Genomic DNA, 23,806 nt, shown 5'->3' on the forward strand with positions numbered 1-23,806 from the left:
TGCCCTGCGTTGGTTTGTGCCTAGTCCTCACATTGCCTCACTCGTCGTTTGACTTTGCAAATATTCTGAGCCGAGGTCCATTTCGTGCTCAAATTAGAAAAGTGTGGTTACGTCTTGATCGCGACGATTTGTGCGGACTCGGTCACTCAGTTGACTGAAGAACCAATCGTTACCTTTGCCGCCATCCAAATCGTCGTAGGCTCCATCGGATGTAATGGCCGTGGACAGATCACCGATCAAATCTGCCATTCGATCGGCGACCGAAGTGCCGGCGTTTGACCAACGACTCAGTAAAGATTCAGCGTCATTGAAGCCCAATTGATCGCCGATCAGCAGATCTTCATCACGACCACCATCAAGTCGATCCGCACCAAGACCACCAATCAGAACGTCGTTACCAGTCTCTCCAAAGACACGGTCATCTCCGGCACCGCCATCAAGATAGTCGTTGCCCGTTCCTCCACGCAATTTATCGTTTCCGGCTCCACCATACAGTCGGACCGGTATCGAAAGTTTTCGATCCGCAGTCAAGTCGTCGTCACCATCGCCACCATACACTTCGATATGACTAATGTTGTCATAGACGACCTTGACCCAATTGCCCTTCCCAGCTTGCTGACGCACTTCAACCGAGTTTGGTTTGCGGCGGACATCGTTCAGCCGAATATTGTCTCGAAGTGTTGTTCCGCCCACGACTAGGATCGACTTTCCTGGGTTTGCGACGTCAGGGATCACGCGAGTCTCTTGAATGTCAATCGACAAACTCGTGGTTCCTTGGCCGTTGGCATCGTCGCTGCCGATGACCGTTGCAACATAAGTCCCCGGTGTCATGGGCGTGAACTCGAACGTCGAACCGCTTCCGACCGCGACGATGTTACCACCAACGTCCTTCACTTCCCAAAGCAATCGTGGTGTTGCGCCGACGGGCAAGTCAGTGATCGATCCGCTGAGCATAATCGGTTGACCGGTCACGGCAGTCGTTTGCCCCATCGCGGCGAGCGTTCGTGGTACCGGCGGCGTTGGAGCATCAGGATCACCGTTTCCGCCACCACTGGGATTGGTGGTGCTGGCTCCAATTCCCCAACCTGCGGGTGACTCTGCACCAGCAGCGGCGTCGAGTAGCAATTGCGTTGTCGTCGGCGTCATCGTCGAAAATCCGAATTCGCCGAGCGACTCATTTACATCGAGTCGCGGATAGTCACTGCCATCGTCACGAAGTTCGTTGTTCCCAGTTCCACCACGCAAAATGTCACGACCGTTACCGCCAAGCAGAGTGTCGTTGCCATCACGTCCGTCCAGATCATCATCGCCAACAGCGCCCATTAGTAAATCGTCGTCGGTACCACCATCGATTTCGTCGCCTGCAATATCCATGCTGACTTTCTGGAGTGCCACGTTGTCGGTAAACGTTCGCATGGCATCATCACGATAGCCGATTTGGTAAGCGGACCGACGAAGCGTGACTTGCTGAGAAACGTTATTCACCATAATCGGCGTAACGATCGAAACGTTGTCACCAAGCAGCATGTCATTGCCTGCGTCACCACTGATCTCGTCTTCGCCAAACTCCCATCGTCCATCGATCGAACCATGTCGGGCTTCAGGCGACAACGCGTCGGACGTCGATTCAGCGTGTCTTACGCGCCCCACATGTGTGTCGAAGCTACTTGGCACACTATCACGATCACCATTTGCAATTTGGTCAAGCAGCAGTTCGACATGAATATCGAGATCCCGCAATTCGCGAGATGTCGTCGGTGCATTAAGCACTAGTGGTGTTGCCAGGACAGCAAAGTCACCTGCCACGACATCGTGTCCATCACCACCCGCGATCTTGTCATTGTCGAGTTCCCGATCAAGCGAAGGAACATACGCAATTCGGTCAAGTGGCGTTCGATTCGCAAGCTCGTCATCAATCATAAAGATGCGTGCATCGCGTCGATCGGCCAGATCGGTGGCCTGTAATCTCGCATCTTCGATAAGTTGAATTTCGAGCATTTCAACTTCATCGCTAGTCATTCCAAGAACGACCTTTGTATCTGGCAAATCAGCGGTCGTGCCGGTAACAAGCGGGGCCACGATGACAGCATCGCCACCAATGAGTGTGTCCTCGCCATTGTCACCACGCAAATCATCTTTACCAGTAACAAGTTTGTGGTGCTGAACATAATCGATCGCGTTACCACTAATCGCGGGAAGTGACGGTCGAGTCGCTTGGGCATCAGCAAGCAGTCGATCGATCACGCCAAGATGTGCTATCGTGACCAGTTGCGAAGCGTCATCTGCAATGGTTTCCAGATCCACCAAGTGTTGCTGCAACACAGCGGCATTCTCGGCGATCGTCCCAGCACCGGGAACGTTTCGAACAACAGGCAATTCGTAGGTCGCACTGTCTCCGACGAGGGTATCTTCACCATCGCCGCCTTCGAGTGTGTCGTTACCAATTTCAATACTCTGTTGCGTGTTTGCCAAGTTGTCGATTTCGAAGCGTACAACGCTTTGATCAAGCGCCAGTCCTTCGAAAGCGTACATCACTCCTGCGACCGCGCCGGTTGCCAAATCCGTTGCTGCGTTGATGGGCGACAATCCAGTGGCAAGTTCACTTGCGACAAGCATTTTATCGCCAAACAACAAATCGGCACCCGCGTCCCCGAAGAGTGTATCGCTGCCATCGAGTTCGCCAACGTGTCCGATAAAATGCGGTGTCAAAGAAATGGCTGGGACAAGTCGCAAATCATCGGTTGTTTTAATCTGGTCCAAGTTGGCGATCTCCGAAAGGTTCGAGTTCACCGTGGTAACGCGATCCCAACGCGGTCGCTGGGCAACTAAATCACCTGGTTCCGCGACAAGCTCTGGTACGATCACCTGACCAAATCCAGGTAGGTCTAATTCGATGCCGGACAAGGCATCTGCACCCGAGTTGACCCCGATCAGCCGGATGGAGTCGACCATTTGAGGAAGATCCGTTTCCATCGGCGCCATATTGATGCCATGATCCCCGATGAGCGTGTCGTTATCGCTGCCTCCGCGAATGGTATCGTTGCCGCGTTGACCCAGGACAATGTCGTTGCCAGTACCAGCATCGACAATGTCATCGTCTGCGTCGACTAGGTCAACCAGCAAGGCCACCGTCTGCCATTGGCCGCTATCATAATCGACATTCTTTTCACCGGTGGGCAATTGGATGCTAGATAATACGATTCGATCCGCTGCCAGCAATCGGGCAGCCAAGTCGGCGGGCGGATTCTCTAGCCCCGCTGGATCCATCGGGATCATATCGGTAACTCGGCCGATTTCCTCGGTCAGCAGGTCGCGATGCCATGTACCGTCGCTGTTGAACTGAGGTGTTCCATCGGCGTTGAAATCTCGCAAGATTTGACCAGCATCAGCGAGGATGAAGTCTTGCCCGGCGTCGCCGAAGATATCGTCGCTACCAAGCCCCCCAATGATCTCGTCATCGTCGTCGCCACCATGAATTTCATCATTGCCGCGTTGACCACGGATGATATCCATTGCTCCGCCGCCCCAAAGTGTATCGTTGCCGCTGATCAGGTCTCGATCGTCGAACGGTTGGATGTCGCGGATAACAATTGAGTCGAACGGTGCAAGGTAAGTTTCCCATGTGCCGAGTTGGGCACTGAGCAACGTCCGCGTGATGATCCCGTTATCGCCGAGGATCACATCTTCATCATCACCACCGTCGATTGTATCATCGCCATCGGCACCGAAGGGGACGTTGTGACCACCGACTAGATCATCTTGCCCAGCACCACCGTTGATCGTGTCGTTACCTTGTCCGCCGAAGACGAAATCATCGTCGTCCTCACCATCGATGTTGTCGTCACCACCACCATCGGCCGCGGTGATGAAACGACTGATGACGTTGCGATCCACGGGTCGCGAGAAGTCAATTTCGGCGTGATCACCAAACAGGACGTCGTAACCACTACCACCACGGATAATGTCGCCTGCGGTCCCACCAATGATGATATCGTTGTCTTCTCGCCCGAAAATCGTGTCGATGCCACCGATTGTCGGATCGACCGTGATAATTTGGTCAAGTGTCGTCGGATCGCTATCGAATACGACGAAGTCAAGTTTGCCATTGTCGCCGAGCAGTGAGTCGAGCCCGGCTCCACCGTCAATCATGTCGTTGGCTGCACCACCGAGTACGACGTCATCGCCACGACCGGAATGGATCGTGTCATCGCCGCCGACGGCGGAATCCGTCGTCTGAATTAGCAACTGGTTTCCAGCGGCATCAAACATGGCTTCGCCATTATCGCCGATGATAATGTCACGCGTATCGCCACCGGTAATGTTATCGGAACCACTGCCACCAAACAGCAGATTCAACGCGTTGCCAGCGGTGATGGTGTCATTGCCACCGACCGGTAAAGTCGTCGTCGAGACATGCGTTCGGATTCCGGTCACTGCATCGAAAATCGCGAACCCTTCGTCTCCAACAACGATGTCGGGAAGGTTGTCGCTGCCGGCCAACAACGAATCGTCGCCTGCACCGCCAAAGATGATTTTCTGGCCATCGCCTGCTGTGATGAAGTCTTGGCTACCATCGGAAGGTTCGTTCGTTTCGATTCGCACCAAGACGGACGCGTTGGTCGTTAGATCGAAATCGGCAAAACCATTGTCACCCAGGATCAAATCATTGCCCGCTTCACCAATCAGCGGGTTTTCCGCGCGGTCGAAATTGACATAGTCCGTTCCAAAGCCACCGAGAATGATATCGTCGTCATCATTGCCCGAGATCAAATCGCTACCGCCGGATGACGGTGATTTGGTGCGGACAAGATCAACAAGACTTTCCACAATCTTTTCTGACGGATTCAAATTTGGCATTGGCATGCGGTCGATTACGCCTGTATCGCCGAAAAGAATGTCATCGCCATGTTGGCCGCTGATATCGTCGTCGCCTGCGCCGCCGAAAATTTGATCCTCGCTAAGTCCGCCCATGATCACGTCGTTGCCACCGACCAGATCGTTGACCGTCAAAATGAGATTTGCCTCGCGAACGACCCCATCGGTTTGGTCTTCTGGGAAAGTGGAGATGCGATAGGCGCTGGTGGCATCAAGCGTTTCCGTGAAGTCCGGTGTGATATCCAGCAAGGTTCCCGTGTTTCCAGTGATGAGCCTTGGTGTTTGCAGAAACCCAGTGCCATTGTTGATGTCGACATAAAGTCCTTGCAACCCAATGTCAAAGCCGTCTGCGATTGGGAACGTCGCATTCGCATCGAGCACGATAGAGCTGTTGCCAAAGTCACCGGTCGCCTTGCCGCTAATCGGCACGGGAGCGGTTCCTAGGCGAGTCACGATCGCATGGTTTCCGTTGCCATCATCATCGCCAAAGTAATCAACGCGGCCTTCATCGCCGAACAGAATGTCTTCGCCGCTACCACCGGTGATAATGTCGTTTCCAAGTCCACCAAAGACGACGATTCCAAGCGTCGATGCACTGGCATTAAGCGTGTCGTTGCCGTCTTGCGTGTTAACAGCGAAGGCACCGTCGGCTGGATTCGTAATTTCATAGCTGTCACCGTTCGCCGGGATATCACTCCAAATACCATCGAGCAAAATGGTATCGGCCGTGTTGCCAAGAATGGTTCGGGTTTGCACGCTTCCCGTGGCATTGTTCGCGGTCACCTTGTATCCGGCGAGGCTGTTTGCCGCGCCGAATGGTGATGTATTATCGACGATCTTTGCAAACTCAGTCTCCGTTGGATTTGCGCCACTTGTGACCGATCCGGCGACAATCCCGGTAACATCATCTTTGTCGAGTGCCACATCAACGAAGTCGCCTTGGCGGTTCGTTGCGGGCCAATAAACATCGTTACCGGTATTTAGGAAGGTCCATGTTTGGAAGGTCTCGTCCGTCGTCGTGGCCAAATCATCGGGACGACTATGGGTACCGAGCACATGGAAGTCGTTATTGCCACTACCGAGATCCAATTGCAGCACTTCGAGGTTGCCGTAAGTAATACCGCCTGCTCGCATCCGACCGCCAATCGTAATGTCGGGTCCCATATTCAGGCCCCACAAGCGATTCGCCGTCAAATATCCAGTACTATCGGCTGGGCTGTCCTCATCATGAATGAACATGAAATCAACCGACGTCGTCTCGTTAACGAAGAAGTTCAGACTCTCGGAGGTGATCGCATAACTTTTGATCAGATCATCCGAGCGGATAAAGAACCCGTCGATTGCGCCCGCGATGCCCGAAAAATCACCATCAACCGTGATCGTCGTATTTCCGTTACCATCGTCGGTAGCACTAAGGATCTCCGCCTCGCCAATTTTCGCGCCCGTCGCGTCGGTCACTTCCAAATGTCGGCCAAGCAAGTCGTCTGCATCGCTGATTCCTAGCTTCAATCGCTGCTCTCGCGACAACATCACTTCGACGTCCGAGGTGGCTCCTGGTGTCACACTCCCCACGTTGTCATCACCAACGCCGAACCGCTCATTGATGGTCAAAACCACCTTGCCATTGTTCAGTGATGCAGCGGTGATTAGTCGGAACTGGCCAACAACAGGATCATTCGGGCTGCCTGTCATCGCGGAAGGAAACGTAGCCAACCAGTCACTTGTGGGACGAGTCGCAACGACCTCGATTGTCTTGCCAACGAGTTCATCAACGTTACTCAGATCGGCTGCCAATCCCAATGCAGCCAACTGATCCGCAGTCAGTGTTTGCAACTTAACATCAAAGCCCGTCACCGATTCCACGTCACCCGTTTTCTGTTTGACATTGGTTTCATGCGAAAGCATTTCAGGCGGGCCGATGCCGACCAATGAGCCGTCACCACCCGCGCCATCGACAACGACGGGTCCGAGGATCTCACTTAGTGTATTGGGTCCATTGGCAAAGACCTTTGTGTCCCCGCCATCGACCTTTGCGTCGTCGAGCGCTCGCACGCCAATGTGAATCGGTTGATCCCAGTTCGTTTCGTTAAAAGTTACAATCAAGTTGTCACTGTTCGTCGGATCCACCATCACACGCGAAGCGGGCAACCCATCGAGGTTGTAAATTGCAACTTGCTTCGCATCGGTGCGGACGCCGCCGGTGCGAGTTGTCTTGGTGATTTCTGGTGTAACGGTCACTTGGACTACACCTGTGCCCGATCCGGTGCCATCATCGGGGCGAGTCGTAAGAACTAGCTCGTAACTGTCAGACTCGAACGATTCAACCGTCGTCGAAACCGTTGTCAGCACGGTTGGTGTGACCGTCGCAGCAAGCGCATAGGTCCCTGTGTTGGTGCTAAAGCCTTGCGCTGAGAGGTAGTAGAAACTCGTGGCGGTGGGTGTGAAGGTGATTCGCGAATTACGGTTCGCTGCTCCATCAATATCGTCACTACTTGTGATCAATACGCCATCATCGTCGAGCAACAATAGCACGGGATCGCTAAGGGTTCCCTTACCCGTCGGTGTCCCTTCGAGGTCAAAGGTATAGTGATTTCCAACGGACAACATTACTTTGAACCAGTCCTGATCGCCGTTACTGTCGACCGAACTCACAGCGGATCCTGGAGCGTATAGTCTCGCCGGAGATGCCGTTGTCGCTGGAATGTCAGCGCTAAAATTGGTCTTGAGCGTGTAGGTTCCTGTGCGATTTGAATATCCGCCCGCAGATAATACATAGTTCCCAGTGACGCTTGGCGTGAAGACGATATGCGAGTTGTAGCCAACTCCCGCGTCGTCATCGGAAGCAATAAGCTGTCCCGCGTCATTGTACAGTCGCAAATAGGGATCCGAGATGGTGCCGCTTCCTGTCGGTGAGCCCTCGAGATCAAACGTGTAGCTCGTGCCAGCCACTAAGTGGATTGAATGAGCATCACGTTCGTAAACATAAGAGACGTTGCCAGTAGTGTTTCCCGGCACGGAAATTCCGTTATCGGACTCATTTGAAATTGTCAGTGTGCTGGTGTTATTAGGAAGCACGCTCCATGTCTGATCCAGGGTCAACGTTGTCGATGTGTTTCGGATGATCTTTGCAGTTTGGCCAGCGCCAGTCCCACCGGCGACCGTAACGATTCGATCAATTAGGCTGTTGTCGGCATACGAGGCTCCGCTGAATTCGATCGTCAGAAACGATGCGGCGCCTTCGACAACATCAGTCGAGCCACTACTTTCACGCACCAAAACGGTTGGCGCGTCAGCATCACTGATACGAACCAACACAGGTTGCGTGAAGACATCGTTGAAGCCCGGGTTGGTGTACGTGTAAGTCACGTGAAGGTCATTGCCTAAAACGGTCGTCACATCGTCTCCGGCATGGAACACGATCTTGTTGCTGACCGATTGCCAAACCGGCTTGCCAATCGTTCCAGCAAGCACGAGCGGGTCGTATTCGTCCAGCGTTTGACCATTGTAAGTCACGCTCGAAATACTGGCTGGCAATTGGCTTAACCCTACGAACTCAACCGGTTCGTTGATTGCAATTTTAAAATCATCCGTGCGAGTTAGCGCGGTGTCGCTGTCTGCCGAGGTGGTGACAAGCTTGATTAAGCTAGTATGGAACCCTTCTCGAACCAAGTCATGCGAAGCAATAACCACAACCGATTGGAATGTATTCCAGTTACTTGTACTGAACGAGAGTGAATTGCCGCTTACCGGACTGCCGTTGACGTGCTGTAGGACTAGCTGAGATCCATCGAATTGCAAACTCACATTGACGGCGGCGCTCGGCTGACGCGCGAGTTTGACTCGGACCACTTCTCGCTCACCGAGTTGATCGCCATCACCACCTTCGATCACCGCTGTGGTTGTGTCGAAGTCGTCCACGACCGAACCCGAAATCGTCGTATTTAGCCCCTTCGTCTCGTCGACGATCAGACCCGCTTCGTCGTTATCGTTAATTTCAACGCCAACACTCGCAACGGCCAAACCGTCGTAGCGAGCAATTCGGTATAGGCTTTCTCCGGCGACAGGATTCGTCCGCCAATCACCATTGAGAATCAACGTGGTACTATTGAGAGCACCAAGAACCAAGCGTTGCTGTCCTGCACCCGGTCCACCCACAATCTCAATCGTCGCTCCACGCAATCCTTCCGGTCCAAATTCAGCGGCATCGAATGAGGCGGTGCTGTCCGTAAAAGTGGTTCGAGTATCAAGGGCGGTCGGGAAACTTGGGTCAATCGGCAGGCTAACCGGCATCTCATCAATCGCAGTGACCTTGCCGATCAGCGAATCATCGATCCGAATTTGGTATTTGCTGTCGACCGTCGGCGCGTCTCCGGCATTCCAACCACGATCAAGTGTCAGACGCATGTCACCTAAGACGCCTTTGTTGAACGTCGCACTCGTTGCATCGGCGGTAAACTCAAGATTGAACGAGAGTGAGGATGCACCATACCATGAGTCAAAGTTGTTAACCTCGACCGACGGAGTGAATGTCAGATTGAGCTGTCCATCGTTGAGAATAGTCTGCAACTGAGTCTGCGAAAGCTCAATCGAGGCACGCATCGGCGAATAGACTCTGCCTTCGGGTCCGCTAAAAAGCGTTTGGACGTTGACGCCATCAATGGCAACGGTGAGATACTCCGTTGAGTAGTCAAAGTCGCCTTTGACAACCAAGTGAAGGGTCCCACCTGAGGTAACGTCGACTGCCTGATTGGCTTGTGTCAAGTCGAACGGGAATGATGCCGTGCCTGGCGCATAAAATCCTGTCTTCGAACCGGAAAGACCAATCACCGAGTCGGCCCCAGTGATAAATCGGCTTTGACCGGTTCCAAAACCGTCGACGATGGTCACTTGGCGTCCTAACAGATCATCGACAGAGTCCAAAAACGGATTGGTCGGATCAAGAGGATCGGTAACTGCGATCGTTGCATTCTCTGCGGCGAGCGGATTCCCCGTTACGGAAACTCCATCGAGGTCCATTTCATAGCTGCTAGATGAACTGGGCACCTGGTTCCCAGCCAACCATGAACGATCCACCGTCAATTGCATGTTCCCGTCAACCAAACGAGCGTCGATAATCCGACGATCTTGGATCGTGATGCCATCGGCAAGCGTGACACGAATGTCCTCGCCAACAAATTCATAGAAGGCTCGATTCGTCGCGATCGTGATCGTGGGGCTCTCAGCAACTGCAAGAGGTTGACCTTCCACGGTCGCACCAGCCGACACGACGAGGTGGTTGATGGTCGCCGACTGCTTTCCTTCGAAAGCTCCGTCGTTGTAGGTAAAGGAAACGCCTTCGGATAGTTCAGGACGTGTGAAGAGCAACCCTGTATCGGTTTGAGTCTCACCATCAGCACGAATTTCAACTCGCTGGGGAATTGTCCAATTCTCAGCCGTGAAACGTAACGTTACCGCAGAACCGTCGGCCTTCTCTTCCGAACCACGCGCGGGACTGGTCAATCGGAATGCCAACGCCCCCAGTTCGCGGCGATCGGGACTCGGCAGCGGTGCAAGTGCTTTGACCAACACGTCAAAACCTAATAGCGGCGCCCGAGAAAGGACGACATCGTAATAGTCGATTAGCGATGAATCCGTTGCGGAAGTCTCGCTGATGATACTTGAACCACCACTCGTCCGGATCACAACGTAGGGTTCATCGTTGTCAGCAACGTTTGCAGAGACGCCAAACAACTTGAGATCTTGATAACGCAGGTCATTCGAAAACTTGACGTCATTGGCGATGATGCCACTGTGTCCAAGCAAATCATTACTGACCACCGGTGGCGTATCGCCCGACATATTGAAGGTATCTTCACCAAGTCCGCCGAACAGTTCCGTCAAGAACGTAACGCTCGTACTCTTAACAAAGAAGCGGTCGTTGCCTTCGGCACCATCGACTCGCAATGACTCGATGTTCGTAAAATCGATGGTTAACCCAGCACCGTAAACGCCCGAGTTCGTCACGACAAAATCGTCACCAAATTCGGTGCCAATCACCGTTAAAGTATCGAAACCGTCGCCGCCGTTAATGTTGACTGGTGCGTTAACGGCGTATTGGACAAGGTCTGCGCCTGCGCCACCGGTGATATCCGTGCGGGCTCGTTCCGGCTCACGCGATCCAACGAGTGCAAACGCTCGCACTTCGAATTGATCGTCACCAGCGTCTCCGTTAAGCGATAGCACTGCCTTATTATGAAAGACAGTAAAACGATCGTTACCAAGTCCACCGTTGACGGTCATTGGTGAACTGATTCCATTAGACAAAAATCCTCGTGTTGTCTCGATGGTTGCAAAAACGTCGTCCACTGAAACGTTGGCGTCGACTTCGTTACGTTCACTGCGGAATAGTTGCCCGAACTGGAACGAATCATTGCCATCTTCGCCATTGAGCGTAATTTCAGCTGCCGTGTCGTCGACCGCAAAATGGTCGTTGCCTAGACCGCCATTGACCACGATCCGTTCGACGCCAAGGTAGTTGATCCGCTGGACCGCAGGGTCGTAAGCAGGATCGGTTTTCGTATGATCAGGATCAGTAAGCATGGCAACAAAAGCATTCGAGCCACTGACGCTGGCGCGAAGCAGAAAGTGGTCCGCAACTAGGGTGCCCGTGGCGACAAAAACGTCGGTATCCTCCGCAGGTCCGCTTTCGACCACTTTCGTCAGTGAAACCGCTTTGCCATTAACAAAGACTACTTGGTAAGTGTCATCGCCTTTCTGACCATCGAGAATATTATTGCCTGATCGCGACTTGATAAGATCGTCGCCGTCACCGCCTTTGATTTGGTCACTCCCTTCGCCACCGTCAAGCGTGTCGTTCTGGCTGCCACCTTGTAACAAGTCGTTGTGTCGCTCGCCAAGCAAAACGTCCTCGCCGGCGCCTCCGTCGATCGTGTCGTTGCCAAAGCCACCTAAAAGGACGTCGCTGTCGTCGCCACCATCGATCATATCAGCGTCTCGGCCACCTTCAATCCGGTCTTCGCCTTCATCACCTCGTAACGTGTCTCGCCCAAGCCCACCTAGGATAATGTCGATACCCACACCACCATTGATCACATCGTTACCTGTACCACCATCGATCAGGTCGTTGCCCTCACCACCCTCAATTTCATCTTCGTCGCGCCAGCCACGGATCACGTCGGGTCCCGCCCCACCCCTAATGTGGTCGCGACCGTCGCCGCCGAACAAAATGTCTGCACCGGTGAGTAAACCAGCAATGTCATCACCCCAAAGCACGTCGTTGCCTCGACCGCCATTGATGCTGTCGTTGCCCGCACCTCCGATCAACGTATCATTGCCCGCACCACCGACCAGGATGTCATTGCCCCCACCGCCGTCCAATGTGACACTCAGCAGCACGTTTTCCATGACAAACACGTAGTCGTTACCGGATCCACCCGTCCCAGTAATGCTGGAAACGTTCGAGAATTCCTGATGGAAATGGTGTCCTGATACGACAATATTTTGCCTTCCGCTTGCATCGGGCGCACTCGAAGCACCGATGTAAAGGATGTTGTTGCCTGTCTGGAAAGCGATCGTTAGAACTCCTCCGCTAACGGACCCCAAACTTGGTGGATTGAAGTCAGTCGACGCCACTGGGATTGTGAAGCCGATCGTGATCAGGTTCACTCGGATGTCGATCAGTTTGAATCCAATTGGCAGCAGAGGGAAATCACCAGGCCCGTGGCTGAGGAAGATACCGACCTTCACCGAAGCAAAGACATCGGCGCGAACTTCGATCCGAAGCCCGTCATCGAATGCGTCCGTTCCATCGCCCGCGTAGGTCCCAGCGGAGTAGTTTTGGGTGAAGCTCGTGAGAACATCAAACTCGTTGGCGCGGACACGTCCGTCACCGCTTGGGTCATTGAAGTTTTGGTCTTGCCCTAGGAACAGAGATAGTTCGAAACCGACGCGAGCTTGAATGAAGTCCTTCAGTGCTCCGCCCGCGATCACCAAGAACGGATCGACGAAGACACCAAGACCGACGCCGCCCAAAATCCTTACTTGAGCCTCATCCATTCGCGTGCTAGCCGACTTCGACCCCAGTCCGGTTGCGGCTCCCGATTGATTGCCGGCTCCGACGTTCAAGTTACCAATGGCGCTCGGATTCGGGTCCACACCTTCGTAGTCATCAAAGTAGAAACCATCGACGATGTCGTCGGGATTTCCTGTATACCCAAAACGTTCCAAACCGGTTGTGTCAAAGGCCATCGCATAGTCGGCGCGAGCTTCGAACGAGAGCGAGATAAACGGTTGGGCATACTTGTAAGCATCGAGCGGCTTGCCAACAACCTTTGCGACGGCCTTATTGACCAGCGTGCCGATCGTGCTCTCCCAAGTCAGCGGCTGAAGGTGATAGAGAATCAACGTCAACTCAGGCGTACTGTAGCTCATCAGATGGCTGTTTTCTTCGCCACGACCATCAAAGCTCGTCTCGCCGAGCAGCAAACCGAAGGAGTGTTCGAAAATCGGCAACTTGATCGCTTCAACGGTCCGACCGGTTCCCTGTTGGAAGTGGTCGGCGTTGATGATTTTGTTCGTCAGTCCGCCAATACCCTCAACCTTTTTGTTACCCGGTAACAATTGGGTTGCGACAAAACTCTGAGCCGCATTCTGAGCGGTGCCATTTCGGTCGCGGGCAATCGCAGCGATCTGGCCTAGAATTGAACCTGAACGTGTGCCGTCCGCATTTTGCACTGCAATGTCGACGCCAGCACTTTTCGCCGTCGTCCCGGTATTTGGGAACGTTGCACCACTAATTGCCAGCACCGTGTCGGAAACGGAAACAACGGTATAGGTTCCCGCATTCGCTCCACCGGTAACGCGGATGGTTTGGCCGGCTTGGAAGCCCGCTGATTCCCACGTTTGGACGTTGCCAATCAATGTTGCGTTGTGTGATGCTGCCCCAGGAAAACCGATCGCAAAAGAGGGCTGGGCCTCTAAGCTGTTGGCCGACACGGAGGTGATTTTGTAGGCGCCGCTATAGTTGCCGGCAGCGGTTACGTTAAGAAAATCACCTTTGACAAACCCAGAAGTGTCGAAACCCGTTCCCGTGATCGTGACCCCGCTTAACAGACCATACGAAAATGAGAGGTTTTTCGTAATGGATACATTCTGGCGGCTAATCGTTGTACCGGTGAACTCAAGGTCGGGACTGCCAGTTGATCGTAACGGCGCATCATCGATTTTCCCAATCGCTCGTTCGCTATTTGCGTCGGAGTCAAACAGATCGCCCGTCTGTCCGCGAGCAACCGCTCCATTGACCACGAACCGCCCCAAATCGATCCAGGCTTCGCCGGTCAGCTTCATGATCGGCAGTAACGTGATGTCGTCAAATTCTTTGCTCGAGAAAAGGTCTGAGACAAACTCACTGACCGTATCGCGTTCAAAGGGTTGTCCACCGTTTGCCAATGCCCTCAGGGCTGTTGCCGCACCGGTGAAGTCTCCCATCTCCGTTTCACCGCCAAACGTGCCCGGAGCGCTAACGTAGGAAGTCTTGCCAAAGAGCAACGACACGATCGGCATCGCCTCGCTTTGCAGGAACACTAACAACGGGTCGACTGCTTCAAGTGCCACACTCATCCGAGTGATGGATGGGCCGAGGAAATCTCTCACAAAACCGACCAATTCGAACTGAACATCGTTGAATGCAATCGACGGTGTGCTGTTCTCCGTCGCCAACGAATTGACCACGTTCCAATCCCAGTTCGTCACGTCAAGCTGCATTCGATACGGCGGGAACGCGGCACCCGGCGGCAAGTCCGTTTCAACCAGCAGGGACATCGGATTGACGGTCAACTCATGACCAGCCTTTTCGGTGATCGTCAACAAATCGGGAAGCGGCGCACTTGTGAAACCGGCGGCAGGGACCGCTGGAAAAGAACCAGCCGCAATCAGGTCGTTGAGAGCCAATCGCTGGTTACCCCCGATGACCGCCGGATCAAGCAAATCAATGACAAACGTGCCCGACAACTCGGACTGGCTAGGCGTCTGATCCCAAACTCGGAAAGGCAATACACCCATGTGTGCGCTGAGGCCGTGCGGCTTTTCCCTACGCACGAAAGCGCTGGCAGTGGACTCATTGGTCAGCACCTTGTCCACCGTGATTTTTAGCCCGGCGGGGTCGATGGCAAGGATCGTGTAATCGCCATTATTTGAACTTGAGCCAGTGATAGTGACGGTATCACCGAGCACAAATCCGTCCTCAAGCCAACTGCCCGTACTTCTCGAAATCTCGTCGCGTAGATCGATCGTGTAGTGAGCGTCGGGAATCTCCGTAAAGGCAGGGTAGGAGAACGTGCGATTCTCAACAACGTTGGTAAACGTGAGCGTCGGGGCTCCCGTTTGGGACACGTCGTAAACTGCGATGCGAATGCCACTATTTGGGCCTTCGGGTACCACACGGTCGTTGCTAGTGGACGTCGGAACAAGGGCTGCGTCGGTTGACTCAAGCGTGAGTTCCAAACCAGTCGCATCAACCGTCTTGATGACGTAGTCGCCGTCGTTCCCATCCGAGTCGTTCACCGCAATGATGTGACCGACGCGGAATCCATCCAAAATCCAATTCCCGCGGTCGCGGGTGATTTTCGGTGCTGCGTTTGCGGGATTCGTGAAGGTTAACCGTGGATCGTCGGCCATCGTCACAGTAGCAGAAGGCAACGCTACTTCGAGACTAATTTCTAAATCGTTGGCTCGTTCGACATCGATGTAAACACCATCCGCAATACTGACACCAACCGACAGTGGAAGTTTGAAGCCAAACAAGACATCTGCAAGTGCATCAATCTTCAACCCCAATCCGGGAAGCAGCAGATCAAGATCAACCGGTGCCTGAAGCAGTTCGGGCGGAGCGACCAAGTCCAACTGATATTCAACGCCAACGACCAATTCACGACCGTTGACGGTAATCGTTTGCGTGACAAGCTTGACGTCTTCAATGTTGACCACGGTATCACCCGACGCGGGATCATTCTGCAGCCAATCGAAACCGCCTGGCCCGAAAGCATCAAACAGCCCCTGGCGAACGGAATCAACCGAAATCGATTTCCCGTAGAGATTCAAATTGTCGACAACGGAATCTCGCATCTGCAGCAAGAAGTCAGCCGCCTCGGCAAGTTGATCGCCTACGAGCGGAAGTTTTTGACCTAACAGCGAAGTGTCTAGTACGTTGTCCAGTTTGGTAAACAGGTCGTGGAACCCAAGCTTGAATCCCTCCATCGAATCGGCGAGCGAGAAGTTCTGAGTCAGCACGTCAAACGTCGGCCAGTTACCCACGCCACCGATTAGATTCGTTGAAAGGGAACTGATGCCGCTTGTGGATGGGACGTCCACATCGCTGACACCAACGGTGATGAATGGAACCGTGTTTGGCGCATCGGTTGGAACCACCTGCTGAGGAAACGCTAGGTCAAACGAGGCATTCATCTGACCGGCGACGTGTACGGCAGTGGATGTATCGGATGCCGCAGCGGTGATCTGTGCCGGAGTGGTTAAGTTCGCGTCGGCCTGCAAATCAACGGTATAGGCGGCGGGCACCGCGGACGCCCCAGAGCCGTCACTATCCAACACGAACGATCCGCTAATGACTTCCACTGGCAAACTGCCCAATAGAGCAGTAAAACTCAATGTATCATCGTTGATGGCGCGGACATCAAAGGATGCCTCGGTACCGGAACCCGCCCCCGATGCACCGGAAAGATAGGGTGACGGCGCGCTGGGATTTGACAAGTCGATGCCTAAAAGAACGTCAATGGTTCCATCAGCGTCGACATCCAACGGACTCGTCTTGAGTGTGTCGACGATCGCGGCGACTTTCTGCAGCCCCTGCGAATCAAGGTCCAATCCCAATGCCGTTAGATCGAGTGTCACGGGCAATTGTTCGTGGACCGCGTCGAGATCAAGATGCAAATCAAGCATCAAGTCTTTGCCAGCCGCGTCAAAACTAAGAGCAGCGACCAGTGATGCGGATGTCAAAGGCGCCGAAAGCTGAGCACTCAACGCTTGCAGTGACTCCGGACGTTGCGCATCGGGCAAATCCCTTAGCTCTTCGATTCGGCTTTGAAACGCGTCTCCAAAACCGAATAGTTCACCAATGCTCATCGACAGCCCAGGCAAACGGTCCGCCAAATTCGATTGCGTTTGCAGCGTATGTAGGTAGTCACCGACGGAATCGAGATAGTCAAAGACATCCGAAATCGTCAACTCTTCGACTGCGACCAACAAACTCTTCACGTCATCGTTGCCCGCCATCACAGGCGTCACAATTTCAACGCCATCACGCACGTCATACAGATTGGTAATATCGACATCAAACGCTGTCGTCAGCGTGCTGTTGACTCCGGTGATCGACGGTTCGGGTTTCAGATTCAAGTTTAGGTCGAGCGAATTGTTGAAGTTCACGCGATCGCCAACCAGCCAAGGGAAAGGATTGCCGAGCCCGCCCCACAATTGGTGCAGCGTTGCCGAATCCAATGTCAAAGAGGCCTCGACGTTGGAGGTCGGACGGTTGATCGCCAGACCGGAAAAATCGACGGTGATCGGACCGTATAGTCCACTGCCGCTGCCACCGGACGCTTCCAAATCAACGTCAAACTGAACAGTCGGGGTCACATTGGAGACAAAATGCAGATGTGCTGCTGCAGTGTCGCCATGCAATGGATCACCACCAATGACTTGTACTGGAGTCTTCAATTCGATCACGAATTCAGGATCCAACTCGCTTCCAACAGGCGTACTGAAATCAACGTTCTTCGAAACCCCATTTCCCAGACCAAGGTCCGTGGCCGCGAAACTGCCGGATGTATTCGACACAGAGAAGGTAGAAACTGCACCACCTTCGGACCGGTCAATCAGAGAAACCACTCCGGTGCCAGAATCGGTAAACACTTCAAATTGTGCCGTCGTCAGTCCGGCCGACTGCGCCGCGGCGGCAATCCGATCGGTGAAATCCTTGATCGTAACAGGCGTTCCTGCACCATCGAGATCCACTCCGAATGCTGGCGTAGCACCACTCAGCTTCACGTTTATGTCTGGTGCTGACGTTCCATTGGTGCGAACAACGATGCCACTTTCACCATCGAAAAGCATTGCACTCGAAATCGATGATTGATCGATGGCAGTCGATGCCAAGCCGAGCCCCACTCGGGCTCCGGAATCATTGAGCGAAGCAACGATTAATCCGTTAGCAATCTTGTAGCTGGACGTCGCATCGGGTGCAGTGTCCCATTTGCTCTCAAGTGTGAGAATGTCCGCTGTATTGGCAATGATCTTCAAAGTTTGGCCAGTGCCCGTGCCGCTGGTGATCTCGACCACACGACCGATCAGGGCATCAGGATCGAAGGTGGCAAACACACCGGTGTCCTTCCACTCGTCGTCTGCCGCTCCGGTTTCCGCCGTCCCCGTGATCGCGAGTGCAGTCGAAGTTCGATCGACCAGGACGATTCCCGCATCCGCAATCTGAACACCAAAGTCCCATGCGTCTGAAAAGGAATTGGACGTTGATAGGCTCAGCCCCGCATCCGCAGCTGCTGTTTCGATCTTCGTGATTAGATCACCAAGCGTGATAAGAGAGTTTTCGATTACATAAGTTTCGTTGCCATTGGCAGTTCGTTGCTCAGCACTGTCATTGATTCCAAGTGCAGCAGCCGCTGAGCCCGTCACTGCAAAAGTGGGAACACCGACCGGGGCAATGCGATCGGTCAGGCTTAGCGTGCCACGTGCATTGTCTAGGCTTACGAGCCCGCCCAAATGACTCTGGATTTCATAGCGATCTCCGGCATTGGGCACCGCAATCCAATCGCCACTGAGCGTTAGCGTATCAACGGTATTGGCAGTGATCGTAAGGATCTCGTCGCCCACAACCACTTGACGTCCGACCAAGCGGTCTGTCACTCCAAACGGCGACGATGAATCGATCAACTGATTGCTCGCTGCCCCTGCCGCGACAGTCCCCGTGATCGATGCCGCCAGATCAGCAGCGGTCTGAATCGCTTCCACCAAATCGCCCAACGTCGCGGGTGGATTCCCGGTTGAATCGATCGTTGCATCCAGATCGACGTCGAAAACCGTTCCGTCGTTGACGGTTATTGTCAGCTCCGCTGCACTATCGCCCGACGTCGGCACACCCGCACCACCATGGAGGCTTGCGAGTGTAATGTCAGCAAGGTTTGAGTCGAAATTGACTGCGAACGTTGTTCCATCTGCAACATGCACGCGAATGTCATCGGAACCTTCGACCAACGCGACTCCGGTACCAAGATTCAGATCGGAAAGCTTCGTCGTTTCCGACAGTGGCGTATTGAATCCTACCTTCGTCAACTCAAGCTCAAACGGTAGATGCATGGTCACGGTTGGATTCAAAAGATCAACCGTATCGACCGTAACAAGATCACCCAGCGCACCAAAGTCAGGCAAAGACAGTGTATCGTTTGAATCCGCAAACACTTTTGTTATGTCGAGCGAGAAGCTGAACGTGGACGTGCCAGCGTCGTAGCTCATTGGGCCAACCGTCGTCAGCGGAACGCCACCGCCGGTTGGAAGCGAGAGCATTTGTTGCAGCGTTGAAAAATTCGCACCTGGATTCGGAGCAACATCAATTGCGTAAACCTTACCGCCACCTGACAACGCGTCTCGTTCCTCGGCAACGGCGGTCAGCCCAAGCTTAGCGGCGGCGGTGTAGTCCTTTGCGGAACCGTTTTGCTTTGGCGTCACGTGGAATTTGTCACTATCCGATGCACCGACGGTTTTGTCGATCATCGTCAGCAAACCGTCTGCGTTTACGACCACATCAAACTTTGAGGTTCCCGGTGAAGCGGTTTTGATTCGATCGGTCACCGCACCCAATGTGGTTACGCCATCAACGTTCACGTCAAACGAAGTTCCGTCCCGTAACGTGATCGTAAACTCAGGACCCGTGCTATCGCTCGTACCTAACAACGTGCTCAGCGTGTCGCCTGACTCGGGTTGACCCACGATTTCAGTTAGCAAGGTTGTCCCGGTATGCGGCGGCAGTTCAATCCGTCTCAAAAACTCGTCTTGGTACAAACCGTCCACATCGACAAGGTCACCAATGGTTGCCGACTCACCGATCAGCAGTCGTTCATTGTCAAGCGACTTTAGGCTAAGCACATCCAAATAGCCACCAAACTGCTGCATGACCTGCAAGACGGACGCAGCATTAAGGTTGAAGAAATCGGGAATGCCGAGCGATGTTAGATTTTCTGAGAATATCGGTGCAGTGGCATCAAAGACGTCGTCACTAAAGTTGATGTGTGCCGCAGCACTATCCGTAACGCCCGATACGCCGGTCGCATTGGCATAAAGATCAACATCAACCAACGCGGTTGCCGACGCATCTTGGACGAAGCCGTTCAAACGGCTGGGATTCTGCAGTTCACTTAACCGCAGGACTCCGTCCAACGCTCCACCATTGGTCCCATCCAGCAAATTTAACTCGCTAGTGTCGAGCGTCGCATCAAAGTCCAATCCGATGCGACTAGGTGATGAACCAGGTCCGAAAGCTCCGACGTCCAAACCGAGCAATCCAGCCTCCATTTCGAATGATGAACTTGTGTCGTCAATCTCGGCAGTAACACTGATATCATCTGTAAAATCAGCAAAGAAGAACGGCGTTCCCGCTGCGTTGATACCGAGATGGAAGTCCCACTGGAACCCCGCGATAAGGTCAGCCGTTATGGATGGAGACGTGAGCAATTCATCGAGTTGTCCATCAAGACCGTTGACGGTGTCACCCAACTCAAGTTCGATCCCGGAATGAGTAACAGTCGCCGTCACGTTCAGGTCGACGGTTAACACGTCGCCGCTGATCACCCCCGATGCGTCAACCGTGAAAGTAAGATTTCCGGGACCTGTGTAGCTGCTGCCATCGAGTGAGTTCAATGTATTCACAAGCCCCACGACGCCTGGTTGGCTTGTTCCCGGACTCGCCAAATAGCCCGCAACAGGTTGAGCCAGCGCCTCGTCAAGGATGTCGCCGATAGGCAGAAAATCACCAACCGACTGCCCCGCCAACAAAGTCAATTTCTCGCCCGATCGGTCCTGTCCAGTGAGCTCATCACCCAGGACACTCAGTTCATCAAGACCATCATTGAGTGCCGTTTTCCCATTGGACGAATCAAAGACGGTTGGTGTTACTTCAAACGCACTCGCAGTATCGAAGCTGACTTGACTACCATCGCTTCCTTGGATGACAGTGCTGCCACCCGATTGACTGATCGACAGTGTGCCAGTGAATATGGAGAGATCAACAGCACCGCCACCTGCATCAACGATGTTCGCATTACCCCATGCGTCGTGCAGATCAAAGGTGTCCGTGCCAGCCCCACCGCGCAACGTCGCCGATTTGCCTGCGATGTTTTTCAGCGTGATCGTGTCATTGCCACCTGCGGCATCAACGTCGACTCCCGTAATTGTCCCGACCGCAACCGAGACGATCTTTGGATCCGCATCTAGATCCGTAAACCCGCTCGCCGTTATCGCGCTGTCGCTGGAGATGACAAACTTCCCGCTTGAAATCTCAACGGTGAAGTCATCATTGGTTGAGGCTTGACTCGCCACCACCAAAGTATCCGAAGCAAGCGTGACATCCGCGGCGAGTAATCGACGCAGTTCCAGTGACTCAAACTTTGATCGCCGACTACTAACACGATTTCGCTTGCGCGTCTTCCGATTTGGTGATGACTTGCGAGATGTTGAATTGCTTGGTCGGAAACGCAGTTGCTGAAGCAATAGGTCGATATTCATCTCAGAAAAGTCCCAAATCCATTCGGGGTGATCGCCCACGCCCAGAAATTGTGGCGGGACAGTTCTCGGCAAATGTCGTCGTCAACTTGAGGCCAATTTCGACAAATCCCGTAAATGTTACTAGCGGATAAATAGTCGAACGGGTGGCACACCGCTAGACATCTATGGGTAAAAAACCAACGTGATTTACGCAATATTTTTTGCAACCGATCACTCTTGTGACAAAATCGCACACATGCTATTAGGGGGATGGAAACAAACAACAAGAGTGTCGTCAATTCGGAACATTCAGTTCGTCAACAACGCGTCGGCACCAAGTTCTCGACGAAAATCACAGCATCGATTGGTCACACCTCGTTCTGCCGCCTTGAACAACAATCCCAAGATGGAGGGCTGTCAAATATGTCACCTAACACAACTGGCTTGCACTACATGCCATGGGCGTTTTCGAATTTTCGAGACAAACCATTTTGGCTAAATCGCGTCGCGTTTATCGCGTTGATCCTGGTGTCCTCCACTGCGTTTGCGCAAGACGGACCCTCATCCAATTCATCCAAGGAATTCGCGGGGTTGCTTACTGGCAATTCGAAGCATGCCTCGGATCCCTCCGCTCCAAATCCGATTGCCGAAACCGCGATAGCGAAGACGGGCTACGAAGTCGCCGAGCAACCCCACGCTGACATTTGGACTCAGGTCGCAGAGTTGAGGGAACTCGTTAATTCCCAAGAGTATGAGATCGCTTCTTTACGATCTCAACTGCAAACACCATTGACACAGAAGATGGCCCACAGTGGTAATCAATGGTTTGCGACCTACGAAAGCGTCATTGCCCAACCGATCCAAAACAACACGACCGGCCTAATTATCGAGACCGATAGCGGCTATTCTCACATCGCATTTCCATGGCAGATGGAACATTCTCCGAGAGTCCAATTTGGCAAACAAAGCTTGGACGATTCCCTAGGATGGCGTGTTCGGTACTGGCAATTCCGGCATACGGAAGGTTTCGTTGCGAATGATGCGAATGGGTTGATCCCTTTAGGCAACGAAGCGACGGTCGGCTACCTTAGCGAAGACGGCGACATCACCGTTGGATTGGCGTTCATTGAGGAGGGTGAGTTTAGGAGCAAAATTCGTACGGATGTGATCGATTGGGAAATGCAACGTCAGCTCGCTGACCCGCTCAACGTCTACGCGGGAATTCGTTACGCGAAACTCGCCCAAACGTATGTTGCGATGACGGACCAAGGCAATGCAAACTCGATTTCTGAGTTTCGCGGCATTGGTCCGACCGTGGCGATGCGTTTACAGCACAATCTGGCGCTGAAGCAATTGTCGCTATTCACGGAACTCCGCGGTTCCCTACTGTTTGGACACAAGAAGTTCTCGGTAGCTGACGATGCCAACAACCTTACGCAATCGATTGGAGATATCGACTTGAGGTCATTCCGCGATGGCGGCGACACGTTGTCGAGCAATGCTGAAATGCAGATCGGCATACGTTACACTCCGAGTAACTGGATGTCGTTGACAGTTGCTTTCGAGGCCCAGCACTTCACAAATGTTGGCGGACCGAATCCAACGGGCGTCTTTACAGGCCCTGACAGCGGTCTCAGTGGCGACAGTCCCATTGATGATTCGCTAAGCTTTATTGGCATTACCGTGGGCACTGAACTTCTGTGGTGATTCGCGGCCCCAGCAAGGCCCTTTCAATGCAATGAGCTCTCCGTCAATACAATGGGTGATTGATATTGCGGATCTCCTTTCGAAGTATTGCCGCTTCGACGATCCAACCTTGTTAGGATTGGAGACGCTTTTGAACTTGCCTCAAGAGCCGAGCGATGCGGTGTGGATGCTCTGTATCGATGAAAAGAATGAGTGTTGGACAAATTCGACTTCGTTTTGATTGAGGCCGCTGCTAGTCATATTCCGCGAACCGTTTTCTGTTCAACTTACCGCAACCGGCTTACCTTTCATACAACCGGATGGGCCAATCACCTACGACGTGAATCGAGTGGGGTTGATGTCCGAAGCCATGTCCAGGATTCGCCTCGAAGGCAAATTTTTGAAATAGCGTATGGCGTAGCACACGTCATAATTCGCTATAATTTGGGCGTAACCGGCCGCTTGCCTG

The 23,806-nt window shown here is 53.3% G+C and carries 2 protein-coding genes; one reads left to right on the forward strand and one right to left on the reverse strand.

All coding sequences use genetic code 11. From position 1 onward, the window contains the following. Positions 1 to 93 precede the first annotated feature (93 nt). Positions 94 to 21,672: a calcium-binding protein gene (locus tag CA13_RS11360; protein WP_146396540.1), complete on the reverse strand. Its 21,579-nt coding sequence runs from the start codon at positions 21,670 to 21,672 to the stop codon at positions 94 to 96. 402 nt (positions 21,673 to 22,074) lie between these two features. Between CA13_RS11360 and CA13_RS11365 the strand changes: the two genes are divergently transcribed. Continuing rightward, a complete protein-coding gene (locus CA13_RS11365; protein WP_146396543.1) occupies positions 22,075 to 23,358 on the forward strand; it encodes an Lpg1974 family pore-forming outer membrane protein in 1,284 nt (427 codons plus the stop codon). The last annotated feature ends 448 nt before the right edge of the window (positions 23,359 to 23,806 follow it).

Origin of the sequence: Novipirellula herctigrandis, from assembly GCA_007859835.1 — a bacterium.
In the GTDB taxonomy this organism is placed as follows: domain Bacteria; phylum Planctomycetota; class Planctomycetia; order Pirellulales; family Pirellulaceae; genus Novipirellula_A; species Novipirellula_A herctigrandis.